13 protein-coding genes and 1 pseudogene are annotated in these 14,468 nt (G+C 36.8%); 5 read left to right on the forward strand and 9 right to left on the reverse strand.

Features of this window, described 5'->3' with window-relative positions; all coding sequences use genetic code 11:
• Positions 1–111: pseudogene (locus H6F47_RS04600) on the reverse strand (photosystem II q(b) protein); the annotation flags it as partial.
• A 214-nt stretch (positions 112–325) separates the two neighbouring features.
• The gene (locus H6F47_RS04605; protein ID WP_096567417.1) at positions 326–676 is read right to left on the reverse strand and encodes a histidine triad nucleotide-binding protein; all 351 of its coding nucleotides are present in this window, start codon (positions 674–676) and stop codon (positions 326–328) included.
• Positions 677–949: 273 nt separating this feature from the next.
• Between H6F47_RS04605 and H6F47_RS04610 the strand changes: the two genes are divergently transcribed.
• A complete protein-coding gene (locus tag H6F47_RS04610) occupies positions 950–1,174 on the forward strand; it encodes a hypothetical protein (RefSeq protein ID WP_242027332.1) in 225 nt (74 codons plus the stop codon).
• A 41-nt stretch (positions 1,175–1,215) separates the two neighbouring features.
• Here the strand turns inward: H6F47_RS04610 and H6F47_RS04615 are convergent, their stop codons facing one another.
• A complete protein-coding gene (locus H6F47_RS04615; protein WP_190647851.1) occupies positions 1,216–1,830 on the reverse strand; it encodes a Uma2 family endonuclease in 615 nt (204 codons plus the stop codon).
• Positions 1,831–2,306: 476 nt separating this feature from the next.
• Between H6F47_RS04615 and H6F47_RS04620 the strand changes: the two genes are divergently transcribed.
• Positions 2,307–2,819, forward strand: a complete 513-nt coding sequence (locus H6F47_RS04620) for a spore coat U domain-containing protein (protein ID WP_190647853.1) — start codon at positions 2,307–2,309, stop codon at positions 2,817–2,819.
• A gap of 293 nt (positions 2,820–3,112) precedes the next feature.
• The gene (locus tag H6F47_RS04630) at positions 3,113–3,895 is read left to right on the forward strand and encodes a fimbria/pilus periplasmic chaperone (protein WP_236104102.1); all 783 of its coding nucleotides are present in this window, start codon (positions 3,113–3,115) and stop codon (positions 3,893–3,895) included.
• Positions 3,896–4,161: 266 nt separating this feature from the next.
• On the opposite strand, the gene H6F47_RS04635 is transcribed toward H6F47_RS04630, so the two are convergent.
• Entirely contained in the window at positions 4,162–4,674 is a 513-nt protein-coding gene (locus H6F47_RS04635) for a spore coat U domain-containing protein (RefSeq protein ID WP_190647855.1), read from the reverse strand.
• Positions 4,675–4,680: 6 nt separating this feature from the next.
• Here H6F47_RS04635 and H6F47_RS04640 point away from each other — a divergent pair, with 6 nt between their 5' ends.
• Both H6F47_RS04640 and H6F47_RS04645 read left to right on the forward strand, forming a co-directional pair.
• On the forward strand, positions 4,681–7,047 hold the full coding sequence (locus H6F47_RS04640; RefSeq protein ID WP_242027330.1) for a fimbria/pilus outer membrane usher protein: 2,367 nt from the start codon (positions 4,681–4,683) through the stop codon (positions 7,045–7,047).
• A gap of 108 nt (positions 7,048–7,155) precedes the next feature.
• Positions 7,156–8,688, forward strand: a complete 1,533-nt coding sequence (locus tag H6F47_RS04645) for a YifB family Mg chelatase-like AAA ATPase (RefSeq protein WP_190347320.1) — start codon at positions 7,156–7,158, stop codon at positions 8,686–8,688.
• A 147-nt stretch (positions 8,689–8,835) separates the two neighbouring features.
• Here H6F47_RS04645 and H6F47_RS04650 read toward each other — a convergent pair whose 3' ends face one another.
• The 5 genes from H6F47_RS04650 to H6F47_RS04670 form a co-directional block, all read right to left on the reverse strand.
• Positions 8,836–9,081, reverse strand: coding sequence for an HNH endonuclease (locus tag H6F47_RS04650; RefSeq protein WP_137668291.1), 246 nt, complete (start codon positions 9,079–9,081; stop codon positions 8,836–8,838).
• Complete coding sequence (locus H6F47_RS04655; protein WP_190647857.1) at positions 9,078–10,271, reverse strand: DUF2252 domain-containing protein; 1,194 nt, start codon at positions 10,269–10,271, stop codon at positions 9,078–9,080. Before H6F47_RS04655 ends, H6F47_RS04650 begins: the two co-directional genes overlap by 4 nt.
• Positions 10,272–10,305: 34 nt before the next feature.
• A complete protein-coding gene (locus H6F47_RS04660) occupies positions 10,306–10,881 on the reverse strand; it encodes a Uma2 family endonuclease (RefSeq protein ID WP_137668289.1) in 576 nt (191 codons plus the stop codon).
• 426 nt (positions 10,882–11,307) lie between these two features.
• Positions 11,308–11,676 (reverse strand): KGK domain-containing protein, encoded by a 369-nt coding sequence (locus H6F47_RS04665; RefSeq protein ID WP_137668288.1) that lies wholly within the window; start codon positions 11,674–11,676, stop codon positions 11,308–11,310.
• 95 nt (positions 11,677–11,771) lie between these two features.
• A complete protein-coding gene (locus tag H6F47_RS04670) occupies positions 11,772–14,156 on the reverse strand; it encodes a dynamin-like GTPase family protein (RefSeq protein ID WP_190647859.1) in 2,385 nt (794 codons plus the stop codon).
• Between the last annotated feature and the right edge of the window lie 312 nt (positions 14,157–14,468).

Here is a 14,468-nt window from a genome sequence, read left to right on the forward strand (position 1 = left end):
CATTAATACGCCAAACCAGCCGATGTAAAGGCGGTTATTGGTGCTGGTGATAAATTCACAGAAACGATCCCATACGTTGGCGCTTTGGCGCTGTTGAATGGTTGCGGTCATGTTTTTATGATTGCTCTGTTTATAATATCGGCGAGTTGTTTTTCTCACCTCTGCACAAATCATAAACTGTGTATTTAGTTTTGTAAAGAGAATTAAAATTAGTTTTGTTTATAACTTTTATAGATTTTTCTAATGTAGTGGCGTTGACAGAAATGATCATGGGACGGGCAAGATGCCTATCCCATAAGATTGGTAGATGATTGATAGGTGAAGATCAACCAGGAGGCCATGCCATAGGACGACCGCCTAAGATGTGTATGTGTAGGTGATAGACGGTTTGACCGCCATCGTTACCAGTGTTCATGACTACGCGATAACCGTTTTCTAGTCCTGCTTGGGCGGCGACTTTTTGGACTGTTAATAATAGATGTCCTAATAATGCTTGATCTTCCGGTTGGGCGGTAGCTATGTTAACTATGGGTTTTTTGGGAATGACAAGGATGTGAACTGGTGCTTGGGGGTTAACATCTGTAAAGGCTAAAGCCAAATCATCCTCATAAACGATGTTTGCGGGGATTTCCCGACGGATGATTTTACCGAAAATGGTATCTTTGGTTTCACTCATGCGGTTTTACCTAGTATATCTGTTAGAGATTTTAGGGGATAGTTGGGTGAGGTGGCGATCGCTTACCGTGGGTATCGCTTTTTTGCAGAGAAAAAGTTAAGCTGTTGTGTAATCAGTGCATCTATAGCTTTATTACCAAACCTGCGGATGTCAGTACCAAACGTTTAATTAGTCTCGCACCCAACAACTAGGTAAAATGGGTAACACAAATCCCGGATGTAGTTGCTAAAGAAATACTCAATTCTGAATTTCAGTGGATTAGTAGAGAAAGTGATGTACTTATCCGCGCTGAGAGAAGAAAGAATCTCAAGTATTGAATTATCTTTAGAAGTGAAATTTGGCAATGAAGGATTAAAGTTTATGCCGAAAATATCAGAAATATCGGATTTTGAAACATTAAAAATAATTCAACGTTCAATTCTCACAGTTGAAAGTTTAGAGGAATTAAGACTGATCATGGAAAACTTGCAATCATTAATTACTCAAAAAGTGAATTGAGAATCAAGTAATGTGTAAAGAACAATAAAGATCAATATTGCTCAAATATTACCAGCTTGAAAAATCTGTTTAGCAGTCAAATTCAAATCTGGAAAAGTTGGTGATATTATCTTTTCATCATTTCTAAACTGCCTTACTTGATACTCACCATCAATCAATAAATGAATAGATATAGTAGGTTGTTTAGGACTACCTATATAACGAATACCTCCTAAACCTAAATAATCAATAATCCAATATTCAGGAATGCCAATTTCTTCATAATCTCGTAATTTAGTTAAGTAGTCATCACGCCAATTAGTGCTGACAACCTCAATAATTAAGGGAATAGAAGCAGCTTGAGTTACAGTTGATTGTTTTTGCCAAAGAGGTTCATTGACTAAATTAGTCCGGTTTAATAATAGAATATCTGGTAAATAACCTGATTCGCTTTCAGGTGGTTTGACTAATGCTTGTTTAGGAATGGAATAAGGAAGATTTAATCTATCAAATTCTACAGTTATTTTTCTAGCTGTAAAACCTATGATATCTTCATGTAGTCCTGTTGGTTGTGACATTTCCACAATTACTCCATTATGCAGTTCATAGCGTTCTCCATCTGGTTTCCAATCTGCAAATTCTGCAAAGGTTACTGGTTTTTGTAAAACTTGAACCATGATTTATATACCTTAACTTCACCGTTATGGATGATTTAATTATACTTGATAGAAAATGAATTGTCCCAACTATCAACACCAGGGCATCACATCATCTAACCGCAGTTGCAGGGAGAGTAAAAGAGGCTTAACGGGTGACAAGGCGGTTAAACAGCTTGTTTCATAAGGGATAGAGCCTGAAAGCCCCGTTGAAAAAAGAGGCATTGAGAGGTATTTATGTGTTAAGTAACTTTATTTACTTATTTCGGAATATGTGTAAATGTTTATTTGTAATCAATGCAGCTAAATAAAGTATTTTCAGCATCTTCATGGATATCCATAGCTTGTATAATAAATTTTCTCAATTCCCAATAAAATCAGTATTTATATTGATGTATGCGGGGGGGGTGAATGATAACATACACTGAGAAAAAATCATCCACCAAAAGACATATTTTCTCAACCTAATATTTTTTTGTACCCAGGAAACTTAAACCATGATTCGTCGTTTTGCTTTAGCTTCCGCCATCTTAATCACTGCCGGTTATGCCGCTCCAGCAATGGCAGGTACAGCAACAAGTGATATAAATGTCTCAGCTACTGTTATTAGTAACTGCAGTATTTCTACGACTCCACTTGCATTTGGCGATTATGATCCACTCGTTACTCATGCCACCACTCACTTAGATGCAACAGCAACTGTAACTACAACTTGCAGTAATGGTAGGGGAACGTATATTAGGTTAGGACAAGGCGCAAATGCTGCAACTGGGTCTACTAATGTCTCCCCAGGGCGTAGGCTTAAGAATTCTGGTAATGGATATATCAATTATAACATTTACCAGAATTCAGCACGCACTACAAATTGGGGAAATACTGTTGATACTAGTCCGAACGTTACTGGAACTGGTAGTGCACAAGTTACTACTATTTACGGTAGAATCCCAGCTGGACAAGCTGCTGATGCCACTACTTACTCTGATACTGTAGTAGCTACAGTCGAATGGTAATCCACAAGATACTACTACTATTTACGGTAGAATCCCAGCTGGACAAGCTGCTGATGCCACTACTTACTCTGATGCTGTAGTAGCTCAAATCAATTGTTAAGAGAATTTAATACTTAGATGCCCGAATTCTTGAAGAAGTCGGGTAACTGTAACAGCTACTGTTACTTACTAAGCCCTGATCATCCAAAAGACATCTGGTAAAAATTACACAAGCGATATCCGTAACCCACGACGCAAAATTTTGGTGCGTTACGTTTCTGTCCTAACGCACCCTGCAAATAAGGTTAATTCTCGTGTTTACCCTCAGTTCCCGCTTAAAATTACTGCTGTTTCCCAGCCTATTTCTGGGCTTATGTTTTAAAACATCCCAAGCCAACGCAAGTAATTATAACGTTAGTCCCATTAATGTTGTTCTTTCTCCCAGAGTTTCCACTGCTCTGCTGAAATTACGTAATCAGGATACCAGTGCTGCCAGCTTTCAATTCAAAGTATTCAAATGGGAACAAAATGCCCAAGGAGAAGACAAACTCACTCCTACTGAAGATATTATTCTGTTTCCATCTCTACTTTCCGTAGAATCCCAGGGAGAACGGCAAATTAGACTCGGTTCTAAAGTTCCCATTAATACTGTCGAAAAAACTTACCGATTGATTGTGGAAGAACTACCGACAAAAACCAGTCAACCCACCCAGAATGCCATCCAAGTCTTAACTAATTTAAGTATTCCTATTTTTCTACAACCGAGCCAAATCAACCAGTCAGGAAAAATGGGACAACTAGCAATCAAAAAAGGTAATTTATCTTTTGAGATTAATAATACTGGTAATGTCAATCTTCGTCCACAGCAAATAACAGTGCAAGGACTAAGTGCCACAGGGGAAAAAATCATTGAAACTGCTGTTAATAGTTGGTATATTTTAGCGGGTAATACTAAATCCTACAGTGTAGGATTACCACCCAAGGAAAAATGTAATGGGGTCAAGAAACTGGTAGTGGAAGTAAAAACTGCAAAAACCACCTTTAAAGAAACCCTAGATACTCCCCAGGGCGCTTGTGCTGCTGCTTACCCCCCTTAGTCCCCCTCACAGGGGTAGGTTTTTAATATGATTTGTGAAGGCAAGACCACCGAAGACAAGGAAGGCTTGTCCTGAGCGTAGTCGAAGGGATGGACAAGGAAGATTTTATACGGACAATGGTTTTTTGACGGACTATTTTTGTGACTAAGAATATAGACTTTGTACTGGTTTCCTCCCTTGTCACCTTGTCCACCTTGTCTTGCCCTCATGACAATGTAAAATACCTACCCTTGTAAGGGGTTAGGGTGGGGTTAATTTCAAAATGCTTACAAAGTCGCTCTCAGTTGCATCGTGTCCTGGTAATTTCCCGCCGGCACATTTTGCCCCGCCGGAATCTTAATATAAAGATTGACATTACTGGCTGAACCCGTACCAGTCAATGACAAAGCAGTGTTATCGGTGTTCCCCCAAATTATTGTCCTATTTGCATCTTGATATAATTCATACAATAGATAATTTCCGTCACCATCAGTCATGCGGCGCACGGGGTTAGTGTCTGTGGAGCCAGTAGAGGCATTTTGTCCTTGTCCCAGGGTAATTTTCCCAGTAATACCACTCGGTAAAGTGATAGCGATTGGTAATGTTACCATTGCCGGAGTAGACGGATCAATTACGTTTTCAACTGGTATTGGCACAGGATCAACAGGTGGGGTAATCGTGATACTAGGAACTACGGAAGCAGAAACATTCAAATTAGCATTTGCACTACCTGCCATTGCGGGAGCAGTGGAACTGGCTATAAGCAGCAAAACAGTTAATAAGGAAGGGCGCACTTTCATGGTTTTATGTCTGGTTTTATGTCTGGTTTGATGTCTGGTTTTATGTCTGGTTTGATGTCTGTAAATAATGGCTGGTGGTTGCTGTTGGTTTCGGGTTGGAGTTTTGTAGTCTGTTCTGAGGTTGCTGCACAAGAACAAAATGCAATTTTGGAACTGACAGTTAATCAGGTAGCTAAAGAAGCAATTTTTGTGATTTTACGCCCCAAGGATATTCTTGTTAGTCTTCCTGATTTAGAAAAAGCCGGGTTAGAAAGTTTCGCTGGTAGTCGAGAAACTATTAATAATGAAATTTATGTTTCTCTGACTTCCTTAGCTCCCCAGTTAAGCTATATTTTTGATGAAAAAGCCTTAACTTTAAGTATAACAGCCCAACCAGAATTATTAAAGAGTAACTCATTTAATTTAGGTCGCCAGTCACCCCAAAATATTACTTATAGTCAAAACACTAGTGTTTTCTTTAATTATGCTTTTAATTTACCTGTTGACGTTGAAAAATTCAACTTCAACAATTATACATTTTTTGGAGAATCAGGATTAAGCATTAATAAAAGTTTACTTTATAGCAGTTTTTCCCGCAAAACTGACGGTTCTTGGCTGCGAGGTTTAACAAATTTCACCTTAGACAATCCCCAAAAAATGACTAAATGGGTAATTGGTGATTCCTTTGTCAGTGCCGGCGATTTAGGGGGAGGAATGTTTATGGCTGGTGTGAGTAATTCACGGGATTTTGGACTAAATCCTAATGTCATTCAACAACCAACTTTTAGTTTATCTGGTGTAGCCTTAACACCTTCCAAAGTAGAGGTTTTTGTTAATGGACAAAGAGTAAATCAAACAGAAGTACCCCCCGGTCGCTTTCAATTTGATAATTTACTCCTACCCTCCGGTAGTGGTTCTACAAAAGTTGTAATTCGTGATGCTTTGGGTCGAGAACAGGTAATTACTTCACCTTTTTATTTTGCTACAGGGTTACTAAAACCCGGTTTATCTGACTACAGTTTTAATTTAGGTTTACGGCGATTTAAACTAGACTCTGATAATTTTAATTATGGTTCTCCGGCTTTTCTCGGTCGCTATCGTCAGGGTATCACCAACTCCCTGACCCTGGGCGGGCGCTTGGAGGTTGCTAGTAATTTAATTAGTGGTGGTTCTAGTCTAACCACTAGCCTACCCTTTGGGGCTTTAGGACTATCCCTAGCCGTCAGTAGTGAATCAGGAATACCGGGGGCTGCGGCTGCCCTCACTTATAGCTATTCTGGTCGTAATATCGGTTTTGGTGGTTCGGTGCGGCTGTTGAGTGACCGATATGCTAATTTAAGTTTGACAGCATTAGATGACAGAGCCAAGTTAGAAAATAATGCTTTTATTTCTATATCTCCTACCCGTAATTTAAGCTTAGGTTTGCAGTATGCGTCCTCTGACTTCCGTGATAAAGGACACAGTAACCGCCTGGCTCTCACCAGTAGTTTGCGTCTCAATTCCAGTGCAGATTTATCTATCAATCTCAGCCAGTCTAACCAACCTACACAACCAACTACAAATGAACTATTTATCGGGTTCAATTATACTTTAGGTAATGCGAGGGCTAGTATTAATCGGCAAAATACCAATGGTAAAACTGCAATTAACTCAACTGTATCCGTACAGAAATCTCCACCGGCTGGTAATGGCTTGGGCTACCGTCTTCAGGTTAACCCCAACGGGGAAAAAATTCCCGGCAATGGTAGTATTCAGTATCGCGCTCCCTTTGGCGTTTATGAGTTAAACCTCAACCGCAATAATGGTAAAAATAGTGGTTCTGTTAATGTTTCTGGTAGTATTATCGGCATAGGAAATAGTGTTTTTCTTGCTCCTCCCGTTACCCAAAGCTTTGCACTGATAAAAGTTCCAGGGGTAAGGGGTGTGCGTGGTTACAGTAATAATCAGGAAGTTGGACGCACTGATTCTCAGGGTAATTTAATAATTACTAATCTGCGCCCTTATAATGGGAATAATTTGAAAATCCAAGATGAGGATATTCCTTTAAACTACAAAATTGATGCTAATGAAAAAGTAATTACTCCACCTTTTCGAGGTGGGGCGGTTGTGCGTTTTCCTGTGCAACTAATTCAAAGTATTGTTGGTACTTTGTCGGTAGAAACATCAGGAAAAACTGTAATTCCGTCCTATGGTCAGTTAAATATCACTGTGAATAATCAAATTATTAACTCACCTATTGGTAAGGAAGGAGATTTTTATTTAGACAGTGTTGCTCCGGGAAAATATGCAGCTAATGTGGACTATGAAGGCGGTATTTGTAATTTTGAGCTAACTATTCCCCAGTCTCAGGAACAAATGGTTAATTTAGGTAATTTAAAGTGTATCCTTCCTTAAAGGGTGTTTGAAAAGTTTTTAATAACATTTGTATTCGGTGATTTCACTCATTGTTAATTTACCTGAAAATCTGCTTTGATATAATTAGGGTTTATTCATATATGAACAATGCTGGCTAGAGTCTGGAGTGCATCTATTGTTGGTATCGACGCGGTGAAGGTGGGTGTGGAAGTGGATGTTTCTGGTGGTTTACCAGGAATTATCATTTTAGGTTTACCAGATTCCGCCATTCAAGAATCAAAAGAACGGGTAAAAGCAACATTGAAAAATGCGGGTTTTGCTTTTCCCCTGCGAAAGATTGTAATTAACCTCACTCCCGCAGATTTAAGGAAAGAAGGACCAGCTTTTGATTTACCAATTAGTGTGGGAATTTTAGCAGCTTCTGAACAAGTTAGCCCGGATTTATTAGGAGATTTTTTATTTTTAGGTGAAGTTTCTTTAGATGGTAGTTTGCGTCCGGTGGCTGGTGTTTTACCTATTGCTGCAACTGCTGAAAAAATGGGAATTTCTGGTTTAATTGTTCCTATGGAAAATACTCAAGAAGCTGCGGTAGTGGAAGGTTTAAATGTTTATGGATGTAGTAATATTTCTGATGTGGTTGATTTACTAAATAATCCGGGGAAATTCAAACCTGTTAAATTAAATGAAAACCCAAAGACATTAGCAGCGACATCTTTAAATTTAGCAGATTTACAAGATGTCAAAGGACAAGCTCATGCACGTCGAGCTTTAGAAATTGCTGCTGCTGGAGGACATAATTTAATTTTTGTCGGACCTCCGGGAAGTGGGAAAACAATGTTAGCAAGACGTTTACCAGGAATTTTACCACCTTTAGAATTTTCGGAATCTTTAGAAGTTACTCGGATTCATTCTGTAGCTGGTTTATTAAAAAATCGTGGTTCATTAGTACGAGAAAGACCTTTTCGCAGTCCTCATCATTCTGCATCTGGTCCGTCTTTAGTTGGTGGTGGTAGTTTTCCCCGTCCTGGTGAAATTTCTTTATCTCATCGGGGGATACTTTTTTTAGATGAATTAACAGAATTTAAAAGAGATGTTTTAGAGTTTTTACGACAACCTTTAGAAGATGGTTATGTGACGATTTCTCGTACTCGGCAATCTGTAGTTTTTCCGGCACAATTTACATTAGTTGCTTCTACAAATCCCTGTCCTTGTGGTTTTTATGGTGATACAATTCAACCTTGTACTTGTTCACCTAGACAAAGAGAGCAATATTGGGCAAAATTATCAGGACCTTTGATGGATAGAATTGATTTACAAGTAGCGGTAAATCGGTTAAAACCAGAAGAAATTACCCAAGGATCGACAGGAGAATCATCAAAAGCTGTGCGGGAAAGAGTGCAAAAAGCAAGGGATATTGCCACAAATCGTTTTCAATCAGAAACTAATGTTAAATGTAATGCACAAATGCAAAGTCGTCATTTACAAACTTGGTGTAAATTAGATGATGCTAGTCGTAATTTATTAGAAACAGCAATTAGAAAATTAGGGTTATCTGCAAGAGCGAGCGATCGCATTCTCAAGGTATCACGCACCATTGCAGATTTAGCAGGAGATGAAAATTTAAAACCTCAGCACGTAGCAGAAGCAATTCAATATCGAACAATTGATAGAATGCAATGATTGGTGATTGGTGATTGGTGATTGGGTAATCAATTTTATGTTTCCCCATTATTACCTATTCCCTATTCCCTATTCCCCATTCCCCATTCCCCATTCTCACAAAAGTTTATAATGGATTGCTTTTTAAGGAGGAGTTAGGAAGACCGACTAAAGATAGAAATGTCGGTAAAACCGATGATCAATTTTATTTGTTTTGTTTTGATTACAAGTTAAACAAAGGGTTTGCAGGTTACTAATATCGTTTTTTCCCCCACGGGATAAAGGGATAATATGATCAATACTGAGGTTTGTTTCTAGGGAAGTTTTACCGCAGCTTTGACATTGATATTTATCTCTTTGATAAACATACTGTCTCACTTCTGGAGGTATGGGAATACGTGGGGTTTTGTTCATATTGATTGACTAAATTCTTGAAAATCTTTTTCTACTTGTTGGGCATAATTGCGGGCATATTCCATAATAGAGTTATTATAATTATGCCATGATGTAGTTTGAGCAAATTCAATTAATTCATCAGCGATCGCAGAACCTTGTCTACCACTACTTCGTAATTGATCCCAAGCTGTAACTTCGGCCATTGTTTGGATTAATTTTTCTAAATGTCCTAAATTTCCATCCCAAGCTTGTAAATGGACTGTATCTTTTTCTGGTTGCAATTCTTTTAAAACATAAGATTTTTCACCATCATTGATATGTTCTAATAATGCAGGTGCAATACCTTGAAAACGATTTTGAATTGCAACCACTCTTGCACCTGGAGTTTCCCATTTTGGTTGCGAAACAGTCAGATAAGGTTGTAAAGAACTGGGTTGAGTTTCTTTAAAATCTAGCAAATAGTTCTCATCCGGTGAACCATTACCTTCTACTAGAACTATATAACGTTCTAATCCTAAACTCCCATTACCAGCAATGCGTTTTTCGACATCGAGAATTTCATAAAAATCAGGATTTTGTTCTGTTGTATGATGCCATTGTGTAATTAAGTTTTTAACTTTCTTTTGTTCTGCATCTGTAGCTTTTGCAATTCGTTTATCATCAACTACTAAACGTCGCTTACCTTTCTTTTCTTTGGTGTATTTATCTAAAAATTTAGCCCGTTTTCTGTGTTCTAAACTGTCTAATAAGTCTTTAACTAAACCTTTTGCAGTTTCCTTTTCTACAGTTCTTGCTTTTCCATCAGCGAGATTTGCAGTGTAGGTTTTTAAATAAATCTCACTTAAATGTAATGCTTCTTCGTCATTTATTCCCACTGCATGAGAACCCACAATAATACTTGTGATAAATCTCACTAAATCCCAGGTACAAGGTGCAATAACTGATTCATCAAAATCATTAATATCAAAATAAACTAAACGGTTATCACCTTTATAACTACCGAAGTTTTCTAAATGTAAATCACCACATATCCAGGTAAGAGGTGCATTATTCAAAGATGATTCTTGAGGTAAATCTTCATAGAATAAATGACAAGTTCCCCGAAAGAAAGAAAATGAATCAGTAGAGATTTTTTTGTATTTTAATTTTAATAATTCTGGATCTCTTCCGTGGTTAAAAGTTTCAATGCGGGTTTTGATGTTGTTCATAGGTGGATGTTGTTTGAATGATAATTTACAGGATTTAACGAATTAAACCTGCCTTTTTAAATATATCATAAGGTGTAATTTGCAAACCTGATAATAATTCATTACTAATAATTTGCTGATTTCTATAAGTGACAGGTAGAGAAGATGAGGTAAAGACTGTGATAGTTTGCGAAACTGTATCTACTACCCAAACTAAAGAAATTCCAGCTTGTAAATAATAGGTAGCTTTTTCAATCATATCTCCAAAAGTTTGACCAGGAGAAATAATTTCAATTACTAATTCTGGTATCACTGGACAAGGTTCATCTTTTAACCAGTCAATAGGAAGACGCTCATAAGAAACATAAGTTAAATCTGGTACGGGTATCCAATCTTGTCGATTCTTGGTTAATTTGACACTCCATTCAATTACAACACGGCCTTTTTCTTGCGCCCATTTTGATAATAATATAAATAGCGATCCTGTAGTTGAACCGTGAAAAAATTTAGGTGACATTTGTTCATTTTTATATTTAGGTATAGCTTCACCGTTAACCAATTCATATATAGTATCACTTTCAGGAAGTGCGATAAATTCTTCGAGGGTGAGTTTATTTTTAAGTTGAATCATTTTTGGTCTGAATCAGGATGTCCAGGATTAAAGGATTTACAGGATGGGGTTGGATGCTTAGATTTGGGAATTTTTTGTATGTTTTATAACATGGAATAATTATAATAAATAATATTTTTAAATTTATTGTTTTTAACATAAATTAATTTTCTCAACATAATATAATGTCAATATCAGTATATAATTTATATCTTTTTATAACATCCAGAAAATACTTAAATCCTGGACATCCTGATTCAGACCAAAAATATCTATGGTGAACACAGAAAAAGCCACATTCACCACAAACAATTATACCTCTTTTTATAACATCCAGAAAATCCTCAAATCCTGGATATCCTGATTCAGACAATTAAACAAAATCTCAACCCAGCGATTAGAAATCGCGTCTACACAAACAAAGTCCACTTCGGTGGACTAATTTATTTATGATGTAGCTTCGTTTATTTTACGTCGTAAATCATCAAGGGGTGATTCAGGTTCTTTAATTTCTGGTTCATCAGGACAAAATTCTAGGGTAAATTTGACTCTAAACTTTCCAGACTCCCAATTTTTACCAGGTTTTAAAACTTTACAATCAACACCTTGCTCTATCCAATCTTTTTTATTTTTCGTAGATGGTAAAGTACGACTATTTATCTTATCTAACTTCTCATTTAATTGCTTTAATCCATCATTATCTAAAATCACTTTTGATATTGCTTGATCCAATTGACTGACTTTTAATATATGTCCATCAAAATCAATCACAATATCGCCATCTTCCAAATCAAACACTTCAAAATTATCTTCCATTTTCTTTCCTCCTCTGCGTTTTCTGCGTCTCTGCGTGAAAAAAATCTAAATTGTGGTGAACACAGAAAAACCCTGCATTCACCCAAAAAATTATACTACACCTCCTCACCCCCAATCACAGGTAACAGATGTTCATATAACTGCATAGCTTGTAAACAATTATTAATCCCCAAAACCGCAGAATTATAATTTTGAATTTTCTCCTCAATCTGATTTAACAAACGTTGATTATTAGCAATCTTTTCCTCAGCTTCTTGTTGCAAAGTCTTTTCTAAATAACTACGCGCTTGGGGATAAAGTTGTAAAATCTCATCAGCTTGTTTTTCCCCCATTGGTAACAACTGAGTTTTAATAGTTTGGTTGATAGTTTGACGGAAAGATTGACGAATAGTGTAAGAAACTTTCGGTTCAAAATCTAATTTCAACAATTGTCTAATTGCAGGTTGAGCTTCTATCACACTTTCTGGACCATAAGATTGAGAAGTTTGTTCTAACACTTGTCGAAATTGATAGATAGAAAAAGTTCCTTCATTGTAAAATCTAGGACTTTCTTTCACAAATCTATCACATTCCACCCTAGCAGCAGTTACCAAAGCTTGAGAAATCAATTTCTCTACCTCCTTAACTTGTAATTCAATTCCCCCATCATTACCCAACAAACGATACAATTGACGGTAATATTCTGATTTTCTAATCTTCTCCATTAACTGTTGGAATAAATTACCAATCACTTGTTCACAAGACTCAGTTAAAATATCCTCCAACTGATTTGATAAATAATAGAAAGCTTCCACCAAAATCGCTAATAAAGGTGCGGTTGCATTTCTGGGATGACTCAAAGTTGCACGACGATAAGCATCAGCGACGGAAAAGGTATCTAATAACTCATCTAAACGACGAATCATTTTTGATTGTAATTGTCGAAAATCATTTTCAAATTCCTCACAATGATTATTAATGATTTGATTGACTTCTTCATTGATATGTTGATTGAAATCTCTACCAACCTGTTGGAGTTGCTGATTTAATTTTTGCAACTCATATTCTTTCATACTTTCAATTTCTCGCGGTTGACTATCTAAATCTCGTTGGATATTTTGATAGTGTTTTTCTAGTTTGATGCAAATATCTCCTAAGTCATCCGCAAGATTTTTAAATAACTGAGGACGTTTTTCTTCTGTCAGATACCGGGTGATTGCATTGCGAAATTCTTCAATTCCGCTATCTTGAATCAATTGTTTAATTAACGGTGTTCCCTGTTCATTTAAAATTCTCACATAGTTTTGATTAGGAGTTTCAAAACTATTAACAGAAATTCTAAATTGACTAGGTGATAATTTACCAGCATTAGCACAATAACGATTAAATTCATTCACAAATTGGGGTGTGTCTTCTTTCCCATCTAAACCTTTGACACTTTCCGCAAAAATCGAATCTAACCCAAATCTATCTAGTTGACTGGTTTGTTTCAGAAGACTTCCATAAAAACCTAACAAACCACTGGTTTTATAAACTCTTTGACTCTCCCGAAATTGTCCATTAATTAAATCTTCTAATCTTTGTCGCAGTTGGTTATTGTACCAAGTTTCATCAATGCGGTTGAAAATATAAAAAACCCTGTCTCTAATACCTGCATTTTCCCGCATTGTTTCCAAAAGTTCTGTTTCTTCTTTTGTCATATCTCCTGCGGATGCAGGTTTGAGAACACAGACTACTGCGGATGTATCTGGATGTTGAATTTTTGCATAAGTTAATAGTGCATCTTTCGCTACTGGTGCATCAATTCCTGGTGTATCAATAATAATATTTCCATCTTCTAAAAGCGGATGATGACAATAATATTCAATCCGTTTTAAAACCGCGCTATTACTACCTCGTCTTGCATATCCCGCAGCTTCTTTGAGGTTAGAAAAGTTAAATTGTTCCATTGAATAAGTAGCATTATTCAAAGTCTTGATTCTCTCACGATTTGCTACATATCCATCCAATAATAAAGTTAATGCTTTAGCTAGTTTTGCACGTTCTGATTTACTTTCTCCCCCTTCTTTTTGAATAATCATATCACACCCTTGATGCAATAAATCAATTACATCTTGTTTGTTGATATTATCAACAGTATTGAATCCCAATTGTTGACATAAAAAAATCGCTTGTTCTCTGATTTCTGCTTCACTCAAAAAAGTTAAAACTACCCTTTCTTCATTTGCAGACGCATATTCAATTTTACATTCTGTTCCTGTTGCGTGTCCTTCTGCACTATATAATAATTCTCTTTCCAAAAGTGCATTAATTAACATTGATTTCCCAGCACTAAAAGCACCTGCAAACACAATTTCAAACCTGGGAGAAATAGCTTTATCTAAAGATATCTGCACAGATGTCACATCTTGAGAACGCAAAGCAGGTTCTTGATGTAGTAGTTGCAGAATTGTCTCAACTTGTGTTTGCAGTTGCTGACACTGGGGCGCTAAATTTGACATGGTAAGTAGTAAATAAGGTTTATCAGTATTGTAATACTACTTATCGCAACTTGGGTAGATTTGATAGAAATACAAGTATTTTCAGGTGCGTCAGACTGCATAAAATATGTAAACAATATGTATAGCTGTAGACAAGTAGTTAGGACATCTATTGATAATAAAACTCTCACGACAATTAGGGTCAACAATATAGGGGCGAAGCATTCGGACAATTAATTATCGGTTTTTACCTAAGACTATCATCCGAATGCTTCGCCCTGACTGTGGTCTAAAGACATGAAAACTGCTGTAACAATGTGAGGATGATAAAAT

This window comes from Sphaerospermopsis sp. FACHB-1094 (genome assembly GCF_014696195.1).
Classification (GTDB): Bacteria; Cyanobacteriota; Cyanobacteriia; order Cyanobacteriales; family Nostocaceae; genus Sphaerospermopsis; species Sphaerospermopsis kisseleviana.

Excerpts from the sequence above, each read along its gene's own strand:
- H6F47_RS04610 (WP_242027332.1), top strand. The coding sequence starts at position 950 with ATGTACTTATCCGCGCTGAGAGAAGAAAGAATCTCAAGTATTGAATTA.
- H6F47_RS04620 (WP_190647853.1), top strand. The coding sequence starts at position 2,307 with ATGATTCGTCGTTTTGCTTTAGCTTCCGCCATCTTAATCACTGCCGGT.
- H6F47_RS04655 (WP_190647857.1), bottom strand. The coding sequence starts at position 10,271 with ATGAACAACATCAAAACCCGCATTGAAACTTTTAACCACGGAAGAGAT.
- H6F47_RS04645 (WP_190347320.1), top strand. The coding sequence starts at position 7,156 with ATGCTGGCTAGAGTCTGGAGTGCATCTATTGTTGGTATCGACGCGGTG.
- H6F47_RS04660 (WP_137668289.1), bottom strand. The coding sequence starts at position 10,881 with ATGATTCAACTTAAAAATAAACTCACCCTCGAAGAATTTATCGCACTT.
- H6F47_RS04665 (WP_137668288.1), bottom strand. The coding sequence starts at position 11,676 with ATGGAAGATAATTTTGAAGTGTTTGATTTGGAAGATGGCGATATTGTG.
- H6F47_RS04615 (WP_190647851.1), bottom strand. The coding sequence starts at position 1,830 with ATGGTTCAAGTTTTACAAAAACCAGTAACCTTTGCAGAATTTGCAGAT.
- H6F47_RS04640 (WP_242027330.1), top strand. The coding sequence starts at position 4,681 with ATGTCTGGTTTTATGTCTGGTTTGATGTCTGGTTTTATGTCTGGTTTG.
- H6F47_RS04635 (WP_190647855.1), bottom strand. The coding sequence starts at position 4,674 with ATGAAAGTGCGCCCTTCCTTATTAACTGTTTTGCTGCTTATAGCCAGT.
- H6F47_RS04670 (WP_190647859.1), bottom strand. The coding sequence starts at position 14,156 with ATGTCAAATTTAGCGCCCCAGTGTCAGCAACTGCAAACACAAGTTGAG.
- H6F47_RS04650 (WP_137668291.1), bottom strand. The coding sequence starts at position 9,081 with ATGAACAAAACCCCACGTATTCCCATACCTCCAGAAGTGAGACAGTAT.
- H6F47_RS04605 (WP_096567417.1), bottom strand. The coding sequence starts at position 676 with ATGAGTGAAACCAAAGATACCATTTTCGGTAAAATCATCCGTCGGGAA.